Source organism: Morganella sp. BCCO 40_0007, assembly GCF_032989665.1.
Taxonomy (GTDB): Bacteria; Pseudomonadota; Gammaproteobacteria; order Enterobacterales; family Enterobacteriaceae; genus Morganella; species Morganella sibonii.
On the sequence record NZ_JAVBIN010000007.1, the window covers coordinates 1 to 22,112 of the forward strand.

The window sequence follows — 22,112 nt, forward strand, 5'->3', positions numbered from 1 at the left end:
GCTTCTTTAAGCAGCGTCGCCAGCACTTCCGGCACCGATTGTTCCCGGAAGATACGGCTGTCCTGATTGAGCGTCATAATCCACATTTCAGGGCGGATCAGAAAGTGATACCAGGTTTTGTTGCCGTCAGTATTACCCTGTTCCGCAGAGGCCAGCAGCCCCTGCACGGTACGGACTTTAATACCGTCACGGGTGACTGTCAGTGAGGCGGCGGAGCCTAAATGCTCCTCAAACGTCACGGATGGCAGCAGACTGACTGCGCTGATGGTCAGTGAAAACAGTGAGGAAATGGATTCGCTGAGGGAAAATTCGGTGACCTGAAAGGTCTGCTCCGGTAACCGGCCTATTTTGCAGGTAAAAATCAGCCCGGATTTTTCCGGTAACAGATCAGAAATAGATGGTGTCACTGCTCCCCCATAAATCAGAATTGCCGGATCCGGAATATAGCTACCGCAGGGCTGCAGCGAACCGGACCCGGAAACAAAACAGAACGGCCCGGTAGTAATAATGACCGGGCCGGAATAATGTGACCGGACGAGTAATGTCGTCACACAGGATAACAACGGTAAAATCATAAAATTCACTTAACAATATGTAAAGTACAGGAAAGCCTCTGTATCTCACAGCATATTTATCTTTAGTTTTAATTTAATGAAAAAACAGGTGATTACACTTATGAAAGGATGAATTACCCACAAAAACAGGTGTTAATGTCGTACAAATCCGAAGGTAACTGGCAGGATTACTTACAATTCAAAATAACTCTTTGTAAATAAAGATTAAAAATAAATTCAGTTTATTCTCACGAAAATAAAATATGTAATAAAATATTTTATTACCATAATGCATTGAATTATAAAAATAAATTTTAAAAATAAAATGTGCGGAAAAACACGCTTCATTTTTTCATTCCGGATAAAATAAGAAAAAAGCGTAAAAAAGGTGAATTTATCTGTTTACTTATTTTATGCACAAAACGTATCAGAACACCGGTATCATTCCATCATCACAATATTATCAATTTTCCATTGTCCGCCGGTCAGAATCAATTTTACCCGGAATGACCGTAACGGCTCCGGTGCTTTCCCCAGCGTAATGCGTACAGTGGCGGTATCAGCGGATTGTGATTCTGTATGAGCCGCCCGCTCTGTTATCCATGAGTCCGGATAATCCTGTGACTTGGTGTAATAATTGACATCGTTTTCCACCCAATAATCCCCCCACAGACACACCACATTATGTGCCGTTTCTTTGCAGGGGCGCGGCTGGTCACAAAACGCCTGATCCGTGTCAGGACCGTCGAAATTACAACTGAGGGAATCATTGATACTTACCTGTAATGACGGGCTGACATACAAATCCTGGCTTTTTGCATAACCATCAGAAGGCGGGTCCTGCAAGTTGAGGCGGTAGAAATCAAGCACCACCTCTTCCGGTGATAATATCGCCGGTGATGTCTTTCCGGCACCGGCAGATAACGGCAACAGCAGGGACAATACCAGCGGAAGATATTTTGCGGTTTTCATGATTGTTTTCATGATTGTTTTCCTTCGCATAACGCCCGCAGGGAAAGAATGCAGTGGCTGATTGCCTTTTTATCAGAAACCCTGAATGATTCACCGGTCAGATAGGTATGCCTGGCCGCCAGCAACAGTTGCTGCTGCTGCGGATCAGTAACAGATTCAGCCAGCCATGCCGCAGCATCTGCTTTGGATGCAATATGCCCGGTTGTCAGTGTATAAGCAATGCGTGACAACGCCAGAATAATATTGCACTCCTCATTTTCCCAGTCTTCAGAGGTATTCCACTGCGCAAGTGTCGCGGAAAATGCCCGTTTCAGATCGGTCTGCGGGACGGCGTCAAATACCGTTGCTGCATCACCATTAAGCAACGGCATATTATGCATCCTGGCTTTGGTCAGCAGGATCGCGAGATCAGGGTCAGTCATTGCCGGTTCATAAATACCGTTCAGAATATCCTGCCGCAGCCATTCTCCGAACTGAAGCTCCCGCCGGGCGGGATAACGCCACGGTTTTACGCTGCTGATATCCAGAATCGTTATTTCCAGTGCACGCAATTCAGGGTCCGTCCCGGGCCAGGCAGAAACGGACAGCAATGCTGTCATCAGCCCTGCCCGTTGCGTTTCGGTCAACGGAGCGGTCACTGTTACCAGCAGATCAATATCACTGAGCGGTTTCAGCCCGCCCTGCAACGCGGAGCCATATAAATGCAGGCTGTTCAGTGTTTCCGTCAGGTGATTTTTCAGTATCCCTGCTACCGCAGCAACCTGGCTGCGAATGGCAGCGGGGACATGATTCAGATTTATTGTCATCAGCAGATGCTATTCATAGAGTGCATACACCTGTTCTGCCAGCGGTAATGGTAAGCCTTCATCATAATTCTCATCATCCAAATCAACATACACATCACCGGGTGCAGCGATGTACATGATGTCCGGTACGGGCCGTCTGACCGGCAGATCAGGGTAATCATCCGGCCGTCCGCCCTCTGACTGCATCGGGTCAAACCAGATACCATGATCGACATAAAACCCCGCAGAATAGCGGGTTTCAATTAACCTGATCAACGCCAGGCTGTGCCGTGAATAGTCCGGTACGTCATCATCATGGCCATACTGCACATACCAGGCGGCTCCCAAAGACCAGTACATCAGCAGTGCGGATGCCCGATCCAGCTGCGGGTCCGCCGCGAGTTCGTTCAGTGCATCATAATTACTGTCATAATTGGAACGGGCGATAAATAAGTGCCGCTGTTCCGGCGTTGCGTTCATCAGAAAATCGCGGACTAATTGTGCTTCTTTTTGCTCTTTTTCGTCATCCGTCATGCCATTCTCCCCGACAGTGCCAGATGCTGTAACAGCATTATCGTTTTACCGTCAATTATTTCACCACTGCGGATCGCAGCAAGGGCTTCCGGGAACGGCATTTCCAGCACTTCAACATCTTCGCCCTCTTCCGGCAGACCGCCACCGTCACTTTGCCGGTTGTTGTCCTGATATTCGGCAATAAAAAAGTAAAGCTTTTCGGTCACTGAACCGGGGCTCATAAAAGCTTCAAAGACTTTTTCAACATCGGTGATGCGAAAACCGATTTCCTCTTCCGCTTCTGCTTTAATGCGGGATACCGGGTCCTGCTCTTCCAGCAGACCGGCGGCTGCCTCAATCAGAAAGCCATCATGGCCGTTGACGTATACCGGCAGGCGGAACTGGCGGATCAGAATGACGCTGTTTTTCTGACGGTTATAAAGCAGGATCACCGCGCCGTTACCGCGATCATAAACTTCCCGCTCCAGACGCTGACAGGTACCGTCACGGCGCAGATAATCAACAACATATTTTTTGAGGATATACCAGTTATCGGAAAGCGTGATGGTATCAATAATACGGACTGTATCCTGTTCGGAAGTCATAGTTCACCGGATGTGAGCAAAATTGCGGGTATGCGCAACACTGTAATCGCTTTATCTGCCTCCGGCAATGGCAAAGCGGGTGACATTATTTGCAGGCATAATAATGCTGACGATATAATCTGCCACGGACATCACACCCATAAGGCGGATTGCATGAGTGACACTCAGGCATTGAGTTACAGCGAGTTACACACCATTTCTGATGCAGATATTGCACAAATTAATGAATTAATTATCACCACCTGGGATTACCGCAGCTGGATTCCGAAAGAGAAAGTTCTGCCGATGGCGGAATTTTTACTGGATGATGTCATTCTGACCTCAACGCGGATATTTGTGGTGCGTGATGATAATAACATCATCGCCGGTATTATGGCTGTCACGGCGGCCGCCGACCTGCGGGAAAAAGTCCGCGCCAAAACCCGTCAGTATTCTGCCCTGAAAAACATTATCACCCGTGATCCGCAGGAAGAAACCCTGTTTGATATGTATCTGAATACCCTGATTATCAACGGCGGGCTGCTGGCTTCCTGTGACGGGAATTTTGATGCCTCACTGAATTTATTTATGATCGATTCCCGCTTCCGCGGACAAGGTATCGGCAACCGCCTCTGGCAACTGGCGATGAATTATCTGCAGGATAAGCGGGCCACCCGTTATTTTCTCTGGACAGACAGTGATTCTGATTTCGGTTTTTATGAACATAAAGGATTACAGCGTATCGCCGCACAAGCCTATGACTGGGGTGGCCATGATGTGACCGAAACCTATTATGTTTATGCCGGTGAGCTCCCTGCACTGTCCTGATACATCCAGCTGTCCCACGGCGGATTGAGCGGAAGCTTATCCGCCAGAAAATCAATAAACGTACGGATCTTCGGGGCATGCGTGTGTGCCGGGTTGTAAAGAGCATACAGCGCGAACGGCGTGGTTTTCGGGTTATAGTCCAGCAATACCGGCAATAACTCGCCGTTATCAATATAATTCCCCAGCATATAGGTCGGCAGACAGACAATACCCTGATGACAGCGCGCCGCCTCCAGTAATCCCAGGCTGCTGTTTACCTCAATCATATTGTTAATAGCCAGCGGATACGCCACCCCGTCCTTATCATTCATCCGCCAGGTATCCGGAATATTCGGATTAATTAAACAATTATGGCGGGCAATATCTGCCGGTGACTGCGGAATTCCGTTCTGCTCAAAATAATGACGGCTGCCGCAATAGACCCAATTTATATTGCACAGTTTTCGTAATGCAAAATTTTCCGGCGGATGACTGGTGATCCGTAATGCAATATCAAAGTCGGTTTCATTTAAATTAATTAATGCATCATTCAGATCTACCGATAAGCTGACCTGCGGATTTATTTCCCGGTATTCACTGTAAAGCCGCATTAAATGGCAGACACCGAATGCAATTGAGCAGGTTATTTTTAACTGACCCTGTGCGTGCTGATAAAAACTCGCCGTATTTACTAATGAATCATCGAGATCAGACAGCAACTGTTGCGCCCTCTGCAATAAATAACGGCCTGCTTCGGTCAGAATAAAATTACGGGTGGTTCGTTTCAGCAGTACCACACCTAATTGTTCCTCCAGCTGCTGCAGGCCGCGGCTGACAGAGGACGGCGTGACGTTGAGTTTTCGTGCCGCACCGCTGAAACTGTTGCACTCCACAATTTTAATAAACAGCTCCAGATGGCGAAAAATCGCGTAGCTGTCAATTTTTGCTTTAAACGCAAAAGTGTTTTTATTTATTAGCATAGTCGTACCCTGTTCAGCCTGCGTGTTACCCCTTACTATAACAACGGTTTTATAACACTGTATCCATACAACATAAATATATTCACGTTGTTCCTGACTTTTTAAATAATTAAATCTATAACGTTGAGGAATTGACTATGCAAGACAGCATTCAGACAGGTGCAAATGCAAATAGTGATTTAAAAAAGATCCCCTTTACCAAATATGACGCCGGATGGGTTGTATTATGTATCGGGATGGCAATCGGTTCCGGGATTGTTTTTATGCCGGTTCAGATCGGTATTAAAGGTATCTGGGTCTTTATAGCCGCCACATTATTGTCGTATCCGGCAATTTACTGGCTGCAAAATTTATATCTGCGGACATTATCCGAATCCGAGGAATGTGAGGATTATGCCAGCGTTATCACACAGTATCTGGGGAAAAACTGGGGGGTAGCCCTGGGTATTGCCTATTTCCTGATGCTGCTGCACGGCATGTTCTCCTATTCACTCGCCGTAACCTTTGACAGTGCATCTTATATTAAAACATTCGGGTTAACGGAAGGATTGTTATCCGATTCGGTATGGTACGGACTGATTATTCTGACGGTTCTGGTGGCGATTGCCGCTCAGGGGGAACGCCTGTTATTTAAGGTGTCCGGCCCGATGGTCATAGTAAAATTCGGGATTATCGTATTACTCGGTATTGTGATGGTACCTTACTGGAACTTTGCCAATATCAGCGCGTTTCCGGACTTCCTGCCGTTCCTGCGGGATGTGTTTCTGACACTGCCGTTTACCCTGTTCTCCATTCTGTTTGTACAGATTTTAAGCCCGATGAACATTGCTTACCGCAGAGTGGAAAAAAATAAGCGGATCGCGACTTACCGTGCAGTGCGCGCAAACCGGGTGGCGTATATCATCCTGGCGGTTGCGGTTCTGTTCTTTGCGTTCTCGTTTACGTTCTCGATCAGCCATGACCAGGCTGTCTCCGCATTTGAACAGAATATCTCGGCGCTGGCGATCGCAGCACAGGTCATTCCGGGCGCGGTTGTTAAAGTGATGACGGCAATGCTGAATATTTTCGCCATTCTGACCGCGTTCCTCGGTATTTATCTCGGATTCCAGGAAGCGATCAAAGGGATTGTGGTGAATATTCTTACCCGCTTTATGCCTCAGGAACGTATTAATCAGACCGTGCTGCATTACGGTGTATGTATCGGCGTGATTCTGTCCCTGTGGTTCTGGGTTTCCACCCGCTTCTCTATTCTGTTCTTTATGCAACTCGGCGGGCCGTTATTCGGTGTGGTTTCCTGCCTGATCCCGTGCTATCTGGTTTACCGTGTGCCGGTATTACATAAATTCAAAGGGGCAACAGTCTGGTTTATTATTTTCTTCGGCGTGCTGTTGTGTCTCTCCCCGTTCTTTAAGTTTTTCGAATAACGCTGTAAATGAATAACGACGTATTACGCGTGAGGATGTTATGACTAAAAAAACCGTTTCAGATTTTCATATTGATACACAAATAACGCAGCTGGGGCGTGACCCGGCGTCACAATCCGGTTTTGTTAATGCTCCGGTTTACCGGGGATCTACCGTGGTTTTCCCGACGATGGATGCTCTGCTGAATAACCGGGCTGAATTTAACTACGGTACCGCCGGCACGCCGACCATCAAAAATCTCGAGCAATCCTGGAGCGCCCTCGCGGGCGCTGAAGGAACCGTGCTGTCGCCGTCCGGATTAGGTGCCATTGTACTGGCGCTGCTGACCACGCTGAAAAGCGGCGATAACCTGCTGATGCCGGACAGTGTCTACCGCCCGACCCGTAACTTTTGCCGCGGTCTGCTGGAAAAAATGGGGATCACCATCACCTATTATGACCCGATGATCGGCAGTAATATTGAAACGCTGATCAAAAGTAACACCAGCACGATTTTCCTGGAATCCCCCGGCTCGCAGAGTTTTGAGGTTCAGGATGTACCCGCTATCACTGCTGTGGCGAAAAAATACAAAATCGCGACGATTATTGATAATACCTGGGCAACGCCGCTGTTTTTCCGGGCTCATGATATGGGCTGTGATCTCTCCCTTGAAGCCGGAACAAAATATCTGGGCGGTCATTCTGACCTGCTGATGGGGATTGTCTCTGCTAACGCGGAATGGTGGCCGAAACTGCGGGAAACCTATGATCTGATGGCGATGCTGCCGGGTGCGGAAGATTGTTTCCTGGCACTGCGCGGGTTGCGTACGCTGTCAATCCGTCTGAAAGAAGCTCAGTCACGGGCGCTGGACATCGCACACTGGCTGAAAGCCCGCCCGGAAGTGATCCGCGTGCTGCATCCGGCCTTTGAGGATTGCCCGGGGCACGAAATCTGGAAACGCGATTTCACCGGCTCTTCCGGACTGTTCTCGGTGGTACTTGACCCGAAATATACGCAGGATGATATCGGCAGGTTACTGGACGGACTTTCCATTTTCGGAATGGGTTACTCCTGGGGCGGTTTTGAAAGCCTGATCACCCCGTTTGATTGTGCGGAATACCGTACCGTTACAGAGTGGAATCCCGGCGGGCGGACACTGCGTCTGCAAATCGGACTGGAGGATGTTAATGATCTGAAGCAGGATCTGGCTGACGGATTTGCACGCATGGCGCATTGATATTCTCCCGGAAGAAACAGCACTGTATACCGGAAAACCTGCATTTTTTTGCAGGTTTTTTTCTGTCCGGAATCCGGATAAAAAAATGCCGCACAGCGTGCGGCAATTAAATCATTGAGGGTATTTATAATTGTTCGTTAACCGACAAATTATATTAATACGACATAACATTGATACGCCAGCCAGCCGAGTACCGCACCTGCCGGTAAATCAATAAGATAATGCTGTTTGGTGAACATGCAGGATAACGCGATTAACAGCGGGAACATGAATACCCATGGTCCGAGTGTGGCATATGCCAGCAGTGCGGTTAATGTGGCAACAGAGACGTGCATGCTCGGGAAACAGTTGGATGTATCATCAAATTTCTGCACAAACAGCAGGAATTTTTCAGAGGCTTTCTTGCCTTTATTCATTTCACGCCAGTGCGGCGGCGTGGCAACCGGATACACCACAAAGAAAAACATCTGCATCAGCAGCAGAATAACATAGCTGAATACGATGATGATAAACTGACGTGAATCCTGAATAATCCAGTTCAGATAGAGAATCGCCGGATAATAAAGAAAGCTGTATATCCAGGACCACCAGGGCCAGAAAGGAATTTTTTCATCCAGTGCAGAGTTAAATGTTTTAACCGGCCTGACCATATGACGCTGCGTAAAGAAATAAAACTGATAAACACCTACGATAATAATACCACTGAGCACCAGGTGAATAACCCTGTCGATAAACATCATCTGAAAATTTCCTTTTAAAAAAAATCAATTAAACTGCTTTTCTGATTTTCAGCACACCGTGTTTTAGCATACCAATGCCCGAAATACTATCGTGTTATTTTATGTTGAATTATAATATATAAACAATATCAATTGGTTACAGAAATAAATCACAATAAGGAAAATTCCTAAATTTTCAGTTAAAAGGCGTCAAAATATTGATTTGACGGATAATATTTTATAAATCCTTCAGGTTCCGGTGTAATTTATCCGGCAGACTGTTTTAAAAGCATAAAACCAACGGGTACCCTTTATGACAACCACTCTCACACTGCGGGCAGTGACACCGGATGAGATTACTGCGCTCAGCAACACCGGATATTCCGCTTACCGCCATCATTTTTCTGCTTATTGGGATTCAGAAACAGAGCTGAATGCTTATCTGGACAGTGAATATCACCCGCAGGTTATTGCACAGAGTATGGAAAATACCGGGGTATCCTGGTTTTTCATTTGTAGCGGCAATACCATTACCGGATTTTGCAAACTGACCGAAAACAGTCCGGTAACCGGAAAAACGTACAGCGGAATGCTGCTCAATAAACTCTATTTTTTACCGGGTGAAACCGGAAAAGGATACGGAAGCAGCGCATTCCCGCTGGCTGAGGATATTGCCCGTTCCCGCCTTCAGACATGTCTGTGGCTGGAGGTTTTAGAAAATAACACCGGCGCTCAGCATTTTTATCAGTCACAGGGAATGACCGTGACCGGCTCTCTGCCGTTCATGACAGAACAACAATCCTCACGCCTGCTGATTATGGAAAAACCACTGTAATAGCGTTTCTCATAAATCTGATAAAAATGCGTCTGTCACCGGCAGATAAGCAGCCATAAACTGATTTTCCCTTATCTGTTTATTATCTGCCGGAGAAACATTATGACTCAGATTTCTGCTCTTCACCTTGCCGCAGAAAGTACCCAGCCACCGTTACATATGCTGACGTTACAGGCATTAAATATGATCCCGCCTGCCTCTTTTTCCGCTTCCGCGATTTCACCGCAGGGCATTGCCACTACGATCCTCAGTATGGTGCTGAAGCTGGTATATAAAAAAATGACAGAACCAAAAGAAGTGGATGTTATCGGTATTATTCAGGAAACACTGATGAAAAATACCTCGGAATGGCTGGAATCGGAATACCAGGCTGTCCGCAAAGATGCCGAAAGTTTACAGGATGCAATCAGTTCCTGGCAAAATTCGCCGACAGAAGAAGCGCGGCAGCTGATTGTGGTGCGCAATGAAATTGCTGTCGCGGATATGCGCCGTCTGTGCATTCTCAGTATTAATACCGCAAAAAGCAGAGGAATTGTCCGGCTGTGCGGTGTATGTGCCCTGTCCTGCCTGCTCTATTTTTTCACACTGCGTGATACTCTGGTATTCGGCAAAAGCTGGGGATATGCTTCTGATGTTCTGGAAAAATACAGTAAGGCTCTGACAGAACAGGCCGATATTATGTTTAAGGATGTGCTGACGGCAGAGATCAATAATTACACCGAAAATGATGATTTTTATGACCCGGAAAGTCAGGCCAAACGCTCCGTCATTTACTGGACATCCGGTTATACCAATATTCAGGAGCACCTGACTTACGGTGCGCAGCAAAAATCCACCCGTGTCTGCCCTGAACGTAGTGATATCAGCGCTAATCCGGTTGATGGTGAAAATCATACGGTTTATCTCGGCAATCTGTTTCTGACGGACAGTAATTCTTCCGCTGACGGCAGCTATAACTACTTGTCTGCCGCCGAACCCCGCAGCTATGACAGAAGCGGTGACCCGGTCAGGTTACCGGTCAGAAGTGCCGGTTTGTATCATATCCGGCTGTATTATGCCTATATGACCGATTCCCTCAGTTTTGATTATGAAACACAACTGCGGATCGAACAGGCCGGAAAAATCGTCACCGATGCCCATCTGACCGATTTAACCAAAACGGTGCTGACACCGTATAAGTCCGGCTCAAATTACGGTCCGGTGATTTACCGTGAAACACAATTGCACCTGGAAGAAGGTGATATTGTGCTGACATTCCATGAGGATCGTTCACTCTCCGGCGGCGGATTATTGCAGCATGTTGAGTTTGTGAAAGTGTAAAATCTGACATTACCGTCACCGGAAAACCGGTGACGGTATATCCGGATTACTCCGGTTGCAGAATATCCGTGATCTGCTGCTGAGTCAGCGTAATGCCATAAAATGTCTGATAAAACGCCGCTGTTTCATTTCTCATATCAATATCCGCAAACGCATCCGGATACAGCACGGTGGCCAGCCAGAGAAACTGCAATGCCTGTTCTGACGTTTCACGGCACCACCAGAACATCCCGCGCGGATTGGTATATACCCGCCCGCTGCGTACCGCATCAATGGATTGCCACTGCGGCGATGACTGAATAAATTCAGCATCCCGCCGGTTCATCGCAATAATCACCTGCGGATCAGCCGCAATAATCTGCTCTGATGACACTTCACCGTTAGCACTGCTGTGTGCGGGAAACCAGTTTTCCGCCACATTAACCGCACCGGCCAAATCCATCCAGTCCTGATTGAGCGACGGCCGTCCGGAGGTATACAGCGGATTACCCATGCTGTGATACACCCGCAGACGGGCAGAATCCGGAACGTTTTTCAGCCGTTCCTGCACCCTGCGGATATTGTCACGGAAATAGCGCTCATAGTGTGCCGCCTTTGCCGCTGCATCCGGGCCGAGCGCTTCACCGGTCAGCATTACCCGCTCCCGCAGTGCATCCATGCTATTGGCTTTAAAAGACAGCACGCGGACACCGGCCTGAGCCAGTACCTCCTGTTGCGGAACGCGTATCCCGTCATGGATAAATAAAATATCTGTCCGCAGACTCAGGATTTGTTCAATATTCAGCTCATTCCCGCCGGTGGTACCGATGACCGGCACATTATCAATCTGCGGCAGCATCTGGCGGAACAGCGGGATCTGTTTGGCAATCCGTGAGGTTCCGGTGATATTACCGCCGTACCCCAGCATCATGATAATCGCATTTTGTGCCGGCCACGGTGTTGCTATCCGCAGTGCCGGTTCCGGCGCAATATCCGCCGGGGCACTGAATACACAGGTACTGACGAATAACAGACATAACGCTGATAAATAATGCCGCATCACGCTGCCTCCGTTAAAAATCAAACGATACTGTGGCACGGAACTCACGGCCTGCACCTGTAAAGGCATTGGCGCCGCCATTTTTACCGTTACTGTTGCCGGGGAAGATAGACGCCCAATAATGCTCATTGGTAACATTATCCGCAGAGATCCGCAGCGTGACCGGCACATTTTCTATCTGAGTGGTATAACGGGCACCGAGATCCAGCGTGGTGTAGCTGTCTGCCCAACTGGTGTTGGTATCATTGGCCGCCCGTTTTCCGGTGTAATGAATATTGGCACTGTATACCCACTGCGGGACAGACGGCAGACTGTATTCCATCAGCAGATTGGCCTGCACTTTTGGCACGCCGACAACCCGTTTGTCCTCTGTTTTGTTATTACCGGTATCCGTGAGTTCTGCTTTCAGGAACGTAACACCGCTGTAAATATTCAGCCCCTGCCAGACATTACCGGTGGCGGTCAGTTCCAGACCGTCATTGACCTGTTCGCCCTGCTTTTTAAAGACCTGATCACTATCGGTATAGGCAAACGGCCGTTTGAGGCGGAAAACGGCAGCGCTCAGGTTCATATTGCCGGTATTGGCTTTAACACCCCATTCATATTGGGTGCTGCGGTACGGGCTGAGTGTTTCACCCCGGTTTTTGACTTTGTCATCATCCGGCGCGGTATCCCCCGGCTGGAGCGAATCGGCATAACTGATATAGGTCATCACATCCGGCGTGATTTTATACATCAGCGCCATATTCGGGCTGGTGCCGGTCTGCTGATCGCGGTCAGTTTTGTGTCCCTGCTTATCGAAGTTACGGGTCGTGATCCAGCTCTGACTGACATACACCATGGCAGACCATTGCGGATTAAATGTGACAGTGTCACCAATGATAATACTCTGCTGCTGGTTTTCACTGGCTTTGTAGCGTTCCCCGCCGGTTCTGATGCGGCCATCAGAAGGTTCGGTCATGGATGACGGATCATACATATTGGTATTGCCGAGCTGAAAGGTTTTTCCCCGCTCTTTGGCACTGTAAATTGACCAGGTATAACCGGTGGTGGCGAGTGTCACATCATGATTTACCGTACCGGTATCAAACTGACCGTTCAGGGCGAGATTGTTACTCAGAACGCGGAAACGACCGGCTGCCGGAGAATCCGTGATCGAGCGGCTGATAGTCCCTTTGCTGTCCAGAATCTGAGAGGAAACGGAACGCATTGCCCGATCTGCCTGCTGATAGCCGATACCGCCGCTCAATGACCAGTCATCATTCATATAGTGGGTAAACCGGGTGCTGACCGAGTCTGTCGTCAGGTCATTACCGGCGGTATTAAGTGCAAGATCAGGATTGCTGCTGTCAGGCGCATTCGGCAAATCTATATCCGGGCCGTAACCAAAGCTGCCGGGAAATCCTTTGGTAATAAAATGATAGTGACTGGCATCCAGCTGTATCTGTGTTCCCAGCCGGATCTGCCAGTCCAGGGCAACAGCGGCCAGCTGACGGCGGGTCTTACTGTTCCGGACATAGCCTTCACCCTCTTCATCCAGCAAATTCAGGCGATAGCCGAACGTTTTTTCTTCATTCACCTGGCCGCCGAGATCCAGATGAGCACTGTAAGCATTGCGATTCTGATAACCCACCGTGACCCTGCGCAGCGGCTCCTGTGCAGGCCGTTTGGAGATAAAATTAAACTGACCGGAAGGACTGGCCGGGCCGTAAATTGCACCGGTCAGGCTGTTCACGGCATCCAGCCGTTCCAGCATTTCGACCGGAAACGCGGTGGTGGAAACAATATTCAGGCCATTCAGTCTGCTGTTTTCCACCACGCTGCCCTGCATTCCCCGGCTCTGCGGACGACCCACATCCATACCGCCGCGTGCCTGCATCTGAGAAGACGGCAGATATTTCAGCATTTCACTGACACTTTTACTTTGCTGATTGCGGATCATTGCTTCGCTGACCGTATTGCTGCTGTAGGGAATATCCAGCCACTGCCTGGTGCCGAGCGGCCCCATATCAATATCAGTCGCCACAAAACCGGCACCGGCCTGTGTTTGCGGAGTGATATGAGAGGGTTTATCCGTCACAATAATAGTATCTGCCAGTGCCTGCTGTGCCGGAAAAAGAGCAACAGAAATCAGCGCAGGCAGTAGTGCCCGCGAAATATATTTTTTAGTCATGGAACCATCCGTTATTGTTTTACTGCTATCGTTGTATATTATTTTATATAGCGTAAATGATATTGATTTTCGCTTCAGGTAAACGTGATCAGTATCAATGAGTTCCGGAAGAGATAATTTCTCTCGTTATTATTACTTTTTACAATATATCGGGCTGAGAATGCACCCCGTCAATACTGTTGCGCAACATAATAATGCAGTAACGGCGGGTAATAACATCTGACTGTTCTGATGTGCTGCTGTTACCGGCAACAGAATAAAGATACTCAGGTTATTCAGACTTTCTGATAATGCCAGTGCCTCTCCTTTGCGTGTTCCGGCTTGCTCCGCAATGATTGCGGTGCTGACAGGAGCCGCAATCCCCAGTGCACATCCCTGCAGCAGCATCCACAACATCATCCCGGTCAGTCCGCCCGCTCCGCTGATAAACCCGGCAATCATGGTACTCATCACTATCAGGCTGATCAGCAACAAGCGGGTATCTGTAGCGCTTAACCGCCGGAAAAACGGCAACAAAATATTTCCGGTTAATAATCCGCCGCCGAATATGATGCTGATCAGACCGATAGTTTCTGTATTCAGCCCGAAACGGTGACGCAGCCATTCACCACTGAGAACAAATAACACCACCGCAGTCCCGTTCCACAGACCTTTGGCGGTGATCAGCCCCAATAATGCCGGTGAATAATCTTTTCTCGGTAATAATGCTACCGGCTGAGCGGAAACCCTGTTGATGCCGGGTAATAAAAAACAGCAGGCTATCCACATAATCAAACTCCCGGCGGCAGTCAGCAGAAAAGGTGCGTACCAGCCGATACCGGATGTCAGCCATCCGGCAATTGCCGGGCCGGAGATAATTCCGGCGGTCATGCCTGTCATCACAAATCCCATCGCGGAAGCCTGCCTGTCAGGCGGGAATTGCTCTGCAATCAGCGCAAACACTGACGGAATCAGTGCCGCAGACGCCAGTCCGCCCAGAATACGCAGTCCGACAGCCACACTGAAACACGGTGCTGTTGCCAGGGCGATACCATCCGCCGCAAATAGCAGCAATGCGGCACGCAACATCCGATCACGGCTGATCCGATCCGATAATCGCCCCAGCACCGGCGCGGCCACGGCATACGATAAGGTATACGCCGCAATCAGCCACGACGCTTGTGCCGGTGTGACATCAAACGCCGCTGCCAGTGGTGTCAGCATTGGTGAAACCATAAATTCGGTAACCCCGGTAAAAAATACTGTCAGCGCCAGTACGGGCAAGGTATAAGGTGAAATCATAAGAATCCTGTATAACAAAATGAAAATAAACGGGTTATGGATTGAATTCACAGACCAGGGGAAGATAAATCAGGCGAAATGACAGGCAGACGGAGTACGGACTGCTGATATAAAGCAGTATATTCCGGAGGATAAATAAGAGGATGTAAAACAGACGCAGATGACGCAGATAAGGAAGGAAAGTGCAAAGCAGCAGAAGATACCGGCGAATATAATATCAGGAATATCCGCCGCCGGAAACCCGGCGGCATCCGGGGGAAATGACTAGTTCTGTTTTTGCTGCCAGAACTCATAAAGAGACGGTTTATCTTCCGGTTTTTGCTGTGTAAACGAAAAACCGGGTTGCTCATGCGGATCAGCCCGCAATGCCAGCGCGATTGATGCCGTTGACAGACCGTAAGGTTCCGCATCTGCATTGGAATACGCATATACCGCACGGGTTACGCCTGCCATCCGCATCGCGGCCAGACACATCGGACAAGGTTGCCCGCTGGCATACACCACGCAATCCTCCAGCCGGGTCTGCTGAAGATTTTTGCCAGCATGACGCAGTGCCAGCAATTCAGCGTGGGCTGTCGGATCATGCAGTTCAGACATTTGATTAACCCCTTCACCGACAATTTGCCCGTCTCTGACCACAACAGCACCAAACGGGCGACCGCCTTTTTCGGCATTCCGGCGTGCCAGCGCTATCGCCTGAGTCAGAAATTCACTATCTGTCATCAGTTATTCCTTATGGTTGATGGCCGGAGATTCCCATACCGCTTTCCCCTGCCATTGAGTTTCCAGTGTATTGAGAAATTCACGGATTTTCGGCGCCAGAAATTGTTTTGACGGATACACCGCACACACCGGTTCACCCCGGGGGATAAATGCGGTCAGTACCGGCTGTAGTGTTCCTTTCGCTATCTGAGGCCCCGCCAGAAAAGCACCCAGCTGGCAAATTCCGCCATCCGTCAGAGCCGTATCAAGTACCGCACCGGTATCTCCCAGGCTGTACCTGCCGGTAACCGGATATAACTGCGTTTCTCTGTCCCGCATAAACTGCCAGGGAACATTTCGTCCCCGGTGGCGGAAAACCAGACATGCATGTTCTGTCAATTGTTCCGGTGTTTCCGGTATGCCATGCTGTGCCAGATAACCCGGCGATGCACAGGTGATCAGCCGGTGAGGAGCCAGAACCTTACGCACCAGGCGACTGTCATCATTGCCGCCGATACGCACTGCCACATCTATTCCTTCCTGAACGAGGTCACAGTAATCATCTGAGAAACTGACATCAATATCAACGTCCGGCCATTGTGCGGCATACTGATGTATCACCGGCATCACATAATTGCGGCCAAAGACCACAGGAACAGCAATCCGTAATGTTCCGGAAGGTGTTTTTCTTCCTTCATACAGCACATTTTCTGCATCATCCACTTCGGATAATATTCGTTTGGCATGCAGGTAAAAGCGCTCTCCCTCCTCAGTGAGACGCAAACGCCTCGTGGTCCGGTGAAGCAAACGCGTACTGACCCGGTTTTCCAGGCGCTGAAGACATTTTCCGGCGGCAGAACGGGAAATCTGCAACTTCCCGGCTGCCGCCGTAAAATTACCGGTTTCACTGACCCGGACAAAAACAAGTACATCAAATAAGTTATCCAGTAATAAACTATTTTTATCTGCCACGATTTGTCCCGGATGTTACGCCAAAGATGATATTTATCTGTCATACTGGCGCATATAGACTCTCTTCTCAAGTAAAGTTATTACTATGAGGAATGTATGTCAGACAGTCATTGTTTATCTCTTTCATTACCATCTGCCCGCCGGGGATGGTTTTCTGTTGTTGCGCTGACACTGGCAACTTTTGCCGTGGTCACCACGGAGATGCTGCCGGTCGGATTACTGACGCCTGTTGCGGCTGAGTTTCATGTGCCGCAGGCTCATGTCAGTCTGATGTTAACGATTCCGGCACTGGTGGCTGCACTCTGTTCACCGCTGATCATCTTGTTCACCGGACGCCTGAACCGCCGCTGGTTGCTGATGCTCCTCATGGCATTCCTGATGGCCGCGAATATCTGTGCTGCCACCGCTTCTCATTTTTCTGTTCTGGTGGCCGCCCGGATAATAGTCGGGATAAGTATCGGCGGGATCTGGGCAATTGCCGGGGGGATAGCTGCCAGGCTGGTGGCTTCCCGCCATACATCACTGGCAACCTCTCTGATATTTGCCGGTGTCGCCGCTGCATCGGTTCTGGGAATTCCACTTGGTGTGATCCTCGGCGAATGGGTTGGCTGGCGTGGCGTGTTTGGCATCATGAGTCTGTTTTCCCTTATGGTATTACTGCTGATGCTGAGCCTGCCGTCCCTGCCACCGGTTCAGGCACCGGTTGTCCGTGATTTTCTGATGCAACTCCGCCGCCCGGCTATCCGGACCGGACTGTTAATCACGTTACTTCTGGTGACGGCCCACTTTATGGCATTTACCTTTATCCGGCCTGTTCTGCAAAGAGATCCGCAATTACAGGCACATGAACTCAGCGGGTTACTGGCGCTGTACGGTATTGCCGGTATTGCCGGTAATTTCATACTGGGATTATTATCCGGACGTCATTTATTCAGTGCCATATTCTGTATTACCGGCGGCATTGCTTTGAGTTTAGCCGGGCTGCTCCTGCTGCCTGCGATCCCGGTATTCCATATCATCATCCTCACTCTCTGGGGCGTGGTATATGGCGGCGTATCTGTCACTCTGATGAACTGGATGATCCGCTACAGCGCGCAGGCGATTGAAATTACCGGATCTCTTTATATCGCCTTTTTTAACACCGGAATTGCTGCCGGTTCCGCTGCCGGCGGTATGATGGTATCGGTATTCTCCCTGCAGGAAAATATCATGGCGGCACTGGCCTGTTCCGCCATGGTACTGATACTGGTTTCCGGTTTTGTTATCCGCTTATACCGTACGGGACGTGACCGGCAGACCAATCTCAATCAGGTTTAAATCCGGGTCGCGGAAATAGACCGATATTATCGGGCCGGTTGCGCCTGTACGCTCCACCGGCCCCTCTTCCGTAACAACGTTCTCTTTTGCCAGATGAGCCAGCGTTTGTTCAACCGGGGTTCCGGTAAGAAAACAGAGGTCGGCGGAACCGGGGACGGGTTTATCTGCATTCGGCAAAAATTCATTTCCTGCCTGATGTAAATTAATTTTTTGCCGGCCAAACACCAGCGCCTTGCGATCCCCGCGAAATGTTACAACAGAAAACCCCAGTACCCGGCGGTAAAAATCGCAGGTTTTTTCGATATCAGCCACGGTCAGAACCAGATGGTCAAGATGTGAAACAGTAATCATCAGACAACTCCCTGTATTTGCGGTCATTCGTACATTACGTGGTATCACACTGACTGAAAATACACAATTGAGGGTATTTTCTTTTTTTAATACATCCGTAATGATGAGTTACTGACGGGAGATTATTTCTGGTTTACGGACGTGCGTCAGCCGGTAAATCAGAAGTGCGGCGCAGAGTGCCATCAGGACATTGAACCCGAGACTGACACTGTAAACCGCGGCAGGAGCAGATAACAGTACGGTATCTCCGCTGTGCCGGAGTGAAAACTGTAAAATAACCGATACCGCGGTTGCACCGGCTGCCGCACCAATCTGCTGTAATGTCGCGGTGAGACCGGACGCCATTCCGGCCTGTGCGGGTGTAACCAGGGACAGCACAATGTTCAGCATCGGGGTCATAATCATGCCCTGAGTGAACCCGACCAAAAACAGAAACAGGCTGAGTACAGCACTGGTTGTGCTTTGCGGCAAAATATTCAGTCCGGCAATTAATAGCAGGTAGCTGGCGGCATACCCTAATGCACCGTAATAAATCACCGGTTCACCCAGTCTGATCGTCATTCGTGGTGTGATAAAGGAGGCAATGACAAAACCGATACTGGATGGCACAAAAATCAGCCCGGCTTCCAGTGGTGAAGCACCCATGCCGTTTTGCAGTAACAGGGAGAGTATCAGCGGAAATGCCGATGACGTGGCATAGACACACAGCACGACAGCAGTGCCGGTAACAAATGGCCGGTTACTCAGTACAGCAATATCAAACAGCGGCGTTTGTCCGGTGCGTGATAAATACTGCTCATAACGGACAAAACAGAACAACAGAACCATACCCGTAAGCAGCAATCCGGCACCGGAAAGTGTCAGACCCCATACCGGTAACATCAGGAGTGGCAACAGAAAAGCAGTGATTCCGGCGGCTGATAACAGCACACCCGGCCAATCCGTGGTTAATTTCCCGGGTGCCCGGCCTTCCTGTAAATAGCGGGATAACACCAGTGCAAGTATACCGACAGGGAGATTAACCAAAAAAATCAGCCGCCAGCCCATATCAGCCAGATTCAGGGTGATGAGCCAGCCTCCCAGCGCCTGACCGGCAATTGCGGCCAGCCCCAGGGTCATGCCCAGCCAGCCGAAGGCTTTTCCGGCCTGTGTTTCATCAAAATTCAGGCGAATGCCGGCATACACCTGCGGGAACAATAATGCGGCCGCCAGTCCCTGAATAAACCGGGCAGTCACCAGTAATAACGCAGTCGGTGCGACGGCACACAATAAGGAGGCCAGCGTGAAAAAGGCCATTCCGGCCTGATATAACCGGCGGCGTCCGTAAATATCCCCCAGCCGCCCGCCGGTGATCAGCAGAAGACCGAATGCCAGTTCATAACCGGCAATAATCAGTGTTAGTTCCGTGAAACCGGCTTGTAAGTCGCGTTCTATACTGACAATCGCCACATTGACGACAAACAGATCAAAAATGGTGACAAATCCGGCGAGGACTAATACAAACAGTGCGATACGTTGTTGCTGATTCATGTTTTTCTCATTTTGCCATTTTTAAAAGCAGGAATGAGACTATAATCAGGCCGTTATCCTGTTACAATTTAACAGTTTATACTATTACTATTAATAACAGGCACTAAAGGCAACATAACATAAGGCATCTGCTCATGAGTGACAATCCACGCACACGGCCGGAACTGGCCGATTTTTTACGGACAAAACGGGAAAGTCTGACCCCCGAATGTGTGGGACTGCCGCACACGTCACGCCGCCGTACTCCGGGTTTACGCCGTGAAGAAGTGGCGGCACTCGCCGGCGTGGGTCTGACCTGGTATACCTGGCTGGAACAGGGCCGTGAAATCGGCGTATCCGCCCGCTTTCTGGATAACCTGTCACGAACATTGCGCCTGAATGAAGCAGAACGCCAGCATCTGTATCTGCTGGCCCATCAGCGGGCACCCGAAGCGTCCGGTGATACCGAACATCAGGTGCCGCCGGTTATCACCCGGATGCTGGATGATTTTCCGGATAATTATCTCTGCTATGTGCTGAATCTGCACTGGGATGTACTGGCCTATAATGAAAAAGCAGATCGTTATCTGCACTTCTCTGATGCTCAGCCCGGGATGTGTAACTTCCTGTATTTACTGTTTACCGATTCCCGCTATCAGATCCGGTTTACGGACTGGGAAACGGATGCTCAGCGTCTTCTGGCCAGTTTCCGCCGTGATTATGCCAGAACCAAACATGACCCGAATATTCAGCGGATGATCGCCGCGTTATGTCAGGAATCCGCTGTTTTTGATAAATTGTGGAATAAACACGAGATCTATCAGCCCTGTAACGGTATCCGTGAAATTGAGTTCAGCGGCAGACGGGAAACTTATGAATATGCCTCACTGACATTTGATATTGATAAATCCAACCGGTTACTGGTATACACCCCGGTAACCGGTGAGGATTAAAGCACAGATGCGGCGGCAGGCAGTAATGCCATAAGGATTATCAGCATGCCGCTGCAAAATAGTCGGTTGCCCGCAGTAACTGATCCCGGATGCCCGGTTCAGACATCGCATGCCCCGCACCTTCAATCAGGTGCAGTACCGAACCCGGCCAGGCTTTGTGAAGATGCCAGGCAAACGTTGCCGGGCACGGCATATCATAACGACCGTGAACAATAATGCCCGGAATACCGTGTAACCGGTGAATATCGCGCAGTAACTGCCCTTCCTCCAGCCAGCACCGGTGATAAAAATAGTGATTTTCCAGCCGGGCAAATGCGATGGCGAAATGATCATCGGTAAATTCGTCCAGATGTCCTGCATCCGGTAACAATGTGGTGGTTTTCCCTTCCCACAAGGTCCAGGCTTTGGCTGCCGTTAACTGAACCTGAATATCATCATCAGTCAGCAGCTTACGATAGGCAGCGATCATATTGTGCCGCTCCTGCACCGGAACCGGAACCAGAAAGGCTTCCCACTCTTCCGGGAACATCTGAGAAACACCAAATTGGTAATACCAGTCCAGCTCTGACTGTGTCACGGTATACACACCGCGCAAAATAATTTCACTCACCTGCTGCGGATACGTTTCACTGTATGCCAGCGCCAGTGATGCCCCCCAGGAGCCGCCGAATACCAGCCATTTGCTGACACCAATATGTTTTCTCAGCCGCTCAATATCATCCGTCAGATCCCACGTGGTGTTATGGGCAATTTCAGCATGTGGTGTTGAACGCCCGCATCCGCGCTGATCAAACAGCAGCACATCATAACGGGCAGGATCAAAATAGCGCCGGTATTCCGGGCTGATCCCGCCGCCCGGTCCGCCGTGCAGAAAAACAGCCGGTTTCGCACCGGGTGTACCGGCTCGTTCGTAATAGATCCGGTGACCATGGCCAACATCGAGAAACCCGGTTTCATAAGGCTCAATGGCCGGATATAACGTACGCAGTGTAGTATCAGAAGATGTTGTCATTGCAAAACCACCGGTTATCAGTCAACAGAACTTACCATCCTAATCAATAACCTGCATAAAAGACAAGCAGCCTGTGGTGATCACACCACAGGCT

The 22,112-nt window shown here is 49.5% G+C and carries 22 protein-coding genes; 7 read left to right on the forward strand and 15 right to left on the reverse strand.

Annotation, left to right across the window (positions count from 1 at the left end; genetic code table 11):
- From R5268_RS09470 to R5268_RS09490, 5 genes are all read right to left on the reverse strand, one after another.
- The coding region (locus tag R5268_RS09470) for a contractile injection system protein, VgrG/Pvc8 family (protein ID WP_317423091.1) at positions 1 to 407 on the reverse strand (407 nt) is incomplete at its 3' end.
- Between the two features lie 588 nt (positions 408 to 995).
- Positions 996 to 1,538, reverse strand: coding sequence for a DUF3828 domain-containing protein (locus R5268_RS09475; RefSeq protein WP_317420070.1), 543 nt, complete (start codon positions 1,536 to 1,538; stop codon positions 996 to 998).
- The gene (locus R5268_RS09480) at positions 1,535 to 2,332 is read right to left on the reverse strand and encodes an aminoglycoside adenylyltransferase family protein (protein ID WP_317420069.1); all 798 of its coding nucleotides are present in this window, start codon (positions 2,330 to 2,332) and stop codon (positions 1,535 to 1,537) included. The genes R5268_RS09475 and R5268_RS09480 overlap by 4 nt, the downstream gene beginning before the upstream one ends.
- 9 nt (positions 2,333 to 2,341) lie before the next feature.
- A complete protein-coding gene (locus R5268_RS09485; RefSeq protein WP_317420068.1) occupies positions 2,342 to 2,845 on the reverse strand; it encodes a DUF4274 domain-containing protein in 504 nt (167 codons plus the stop codon).
- On the reverse strand, positions 2,842 to 3,429 hold the full coding sequence (locus R5268_RS09490) for an NUDIX domain-containing protein (RefSeq protein ID WP_317420067.1): 588 nt from the start codon (positions 3,427 to 3,429) through the stop codon (positions 2,842 to 2,844). The genes R5268_RS09485 and R5268_RS09490 overlap by 4 nt, the downstream gene beginning before the upstream one ends.
- Before the next feature lie 153 nt (positions 3,430 to 3,582).
- Here R5268_RS09490 and R5268_RS09495 point away from each other — a divergent pair, with 153 nt between their 5' ends.
- A complete protein-coding gene (locus tag R5268_RS09495) occupies positions 3,583 to 4,236 on the forward strand; it encodes a GNAT family N-acetyltransferase (RefSeq protein WP_317420065.1) in 654 nt (217 codons plus the stop codon).
- Here the strand turns inward: R5268_RS09495 and R5268_RS09500 are convergent.
- Positions 4,206 to 5,195, reverse strand: a complete 990-nt coding sequence (locus R5268_RS09500) for a LysR family transcriptional regulator (RefSeq protein ID WP_052927643.1) — start codon at positions 5,193 to 5,195, stop codon at positions 4,206 to 4,208. The two genes, R5268_RS09495 and R5268_RS09500, sit on opposite strands and share 31 nt — an antisense overlap.
- Positions 5,196 to 5,332: 137 nt before the next feature.
- Here R5268_RS09500 and R5268_RS09505 point away from each other — a divergent pair, with 137 nt between their 5' ends.
- Together R5268_RS09505 and metC are read left to right on the forward strand one after the other, a co-directional pair.
- A complete protein-coding gene (locus R5268_RS09505) occupies positions 5,333 to 6,619 on the forward strand; it encodes an amino acid permease (protein WP_317420064.1) in 1,287 nt (428 codons plus the stop codon).
- 40 nt (positions 6,620 to 6,659) lie between these two features.
- Positions 6,660 to 7,835 carry a cystathionine beta-lyase gene (gene metC / locus R5268_RS09510; protein WP_218454053.1) on the forward strand — a complete coding sequence of 392 codons (1,176 nt, stop codon included), beginning with the start codon at positions 6,660 to 6,662 and terminating at the stop codon, positions 7,833 to 7,835.
- Between the two features lie 149 nt (positions 7,836 to 7,984).
- Here the strand turns inward: metC and R5268_RS09515 are convergent, their stop codons facing one another.
- Positions 7,985 to 8,575, reverse strand: a complete 591-nt coding sequence (locus tag R5268_RS09515) for a phosphatase PAP2 family protein (RefSeq protein ID WP_107680312.1) — start codon at positions 8,573 to 8,575, stop codon at positions 7,985 to 7,987.
- A gap of 292 nt (positions 8,576 to 8,867) precedes the next feature.
- Between R5268_RS09515 and R5268_RS09520 the strand changes: the two genes are divergently transcribed.
- Together R5268_RS09520 and R5268_RS09525 are read left to right on the forward strand one after the other, a co-directional pair.
- Positions 8,868 to 9,389 carry a GNAT family N-acetyltransferase gene (locus R5268_RS09520; protein ID WP_317420060.1) on the forward strand — a complete coding sequence of 174 codons (522 nt, stop codon included), beginning with the start codon at positions 8,868 to 8,870 and terminating at the stop codon, positions 9,387 to 9,389.
- 102 nt (positions 9,390 to 9,491) lie between these two features.
- On the forward strand, positions 9,492 to 10,709 hold the full coding sequence (locus R5268_RS09525; protein ID WP_317420059.1) for a hypothetical protein: 1,218 nt from the start codon (positions 9,492 to 9,494) through the stop codon (positions 10,707 to 10,709).
- Between the two features lie 46 nt (positions 10,710 to 10,755).
- On the opposite strand, the gene R5268_RS09530 is transcribed toward R5268_RS09525, so the two are convergent.
- From R5268_RS09530 to R5268_RS09550, 5 genes are all read right to left on the reverse strand, one after another.
- Complete coding sequence (locus tag R5268_RS09530) at positions 10,756 to 11,748, reverse strand: ABC transporter substrate-binding protein (protein ID WP_218426093.1); 993 nt, start codon at positions 11,746 to 11,748, stop codon at positions 10,756 to 10,758.
- Positions 11,749 to 11,761: 13 nt separating this feature from the next.
- A complete protein-coding gene (locus R5268_RS09535; RefSeq protein WP_317420055.1) occupies positions 11,762 to 13,921 on the reverse strand; it encodes a TonB-dependent siderophore receptor in 2,160 nt (719 codons plus the stop codon).
- A 132-nt stretch (positions 13,922 to 14,053) separates the two neighbouring features.
- Positions 14,054 to 15,202: an MFS transporter gene (locus R5268_RS09540; RefSeq protein WP_317420054.1), complete on the reverse strand. Its 1,149-nt coding sequence runs from the start codon at positions 15,200 to 15,202 to the stop codon at positions 14,054 to 14,056.
- A 264-nt stretch (positions 15,203 to 15,466) separates the two neighbouring features.
- Positions 15,467 to 15,925, reverse strand: coding sequence for a nucleoside deaminase (locus R5268_RS09545; RefSeq protein WP_317420052.1), 459 nt, complete (start codon positions 15,923 to 15,925; stop codon positions 15,467 to 15,469).
- A 3-nt stretch (positions 15,926 to 15,928) separates the two neighbouring features.
- A complete protein-coding gene (locus R5268_RS09550; protein ID WP_317420051.1) occupies positions 15,929 to 16,876 on the reverse strand; it encodes a LysR family transcriptional regulator in 948 nt (315 codons plus the stop codon).
- A gap of 96 nt (positions 16,877 to 16,972) precedes the next feature.
- Between R5268_RS09550 and R5268_RS09555 the strand changes: the two genes are divergently transcribed.
- Positions 16,973 to 18,193, forward strand: a complete 1,221-nt coding sequence (locus R5268_RS09555; RefSeq protein ID WP_317420050.1) for an MFS transporter — start codon at positions 16,973 to 16,975, stop codon at positions 18,191 to 18,193.
- Here the strand turns inward: R5268_RS09555 and R5268_RS09560 are convergent.
- Positions 18,146 to 18,541: a VOC family protein gene (locus tag R5268_RS09560; protein WP_046893603.1), complete on the reverse strand. Its 396-nt coding sequence runs from the start codon at positions 18,539 to 18,541 to the stop codon at positions 18,146 to 18,148. The genes R5268_RS09555 and R5268_RS09560 overlap by 48 nt on opposite strands.
- Before the next feature lie 111 nt (positions 18,542 to 18,652).
- Positions 18,653 to 20,074, reverse strand: a complete 1,422-nt coding sequence (locus tag R5268_RS09565; RefSeq protein ID WP_317420049.1) for an MFS transporter — start codon at positions 20,072 to 20,074, stop codon at positions 18,653 to 18,655.
- A 134-nt stretch (positions 20,075 to 20,208) separates the two neighbouring features.
- On the opposite strand from R5268_RS09565, the gene R5268_RS09570 reads away from it, so the two are divergent.
- The gene (locus tag R5268_RS09570; protein WP_317420047.1) at positions 20,209 to 21,006 is read left to right on the forward strand and encodes a helix-turn-helix transcriptional regulator; all 798 of its coding nucleotides are present in this window, start codon (positions 20,209 to 20,211) and stop codon (positions 21,004 to 21,006) included.
- A gap of 40 nt (positions 21,007 to 21,046) precedes the next feature.
- On the opposite strand, the gene pip is transcribed toward R5268_RS09570, so the two are convergent.
- The gene (pip, locus tag R5268_RS09575; RefSeq protein WP_317420045.1) at positions 21,047 to 22,018 is read right to left on the reverse strand and encodes a prolyl aminopeptidase; all 972 of its coding nucleotides are present in this window, start codon (positions 22,016 to 22,018) and stop codon (positions 21,047 to 21,049) included.
- Positions 22,019 to 22,112 lie beyond the last annotated feature (94 nt).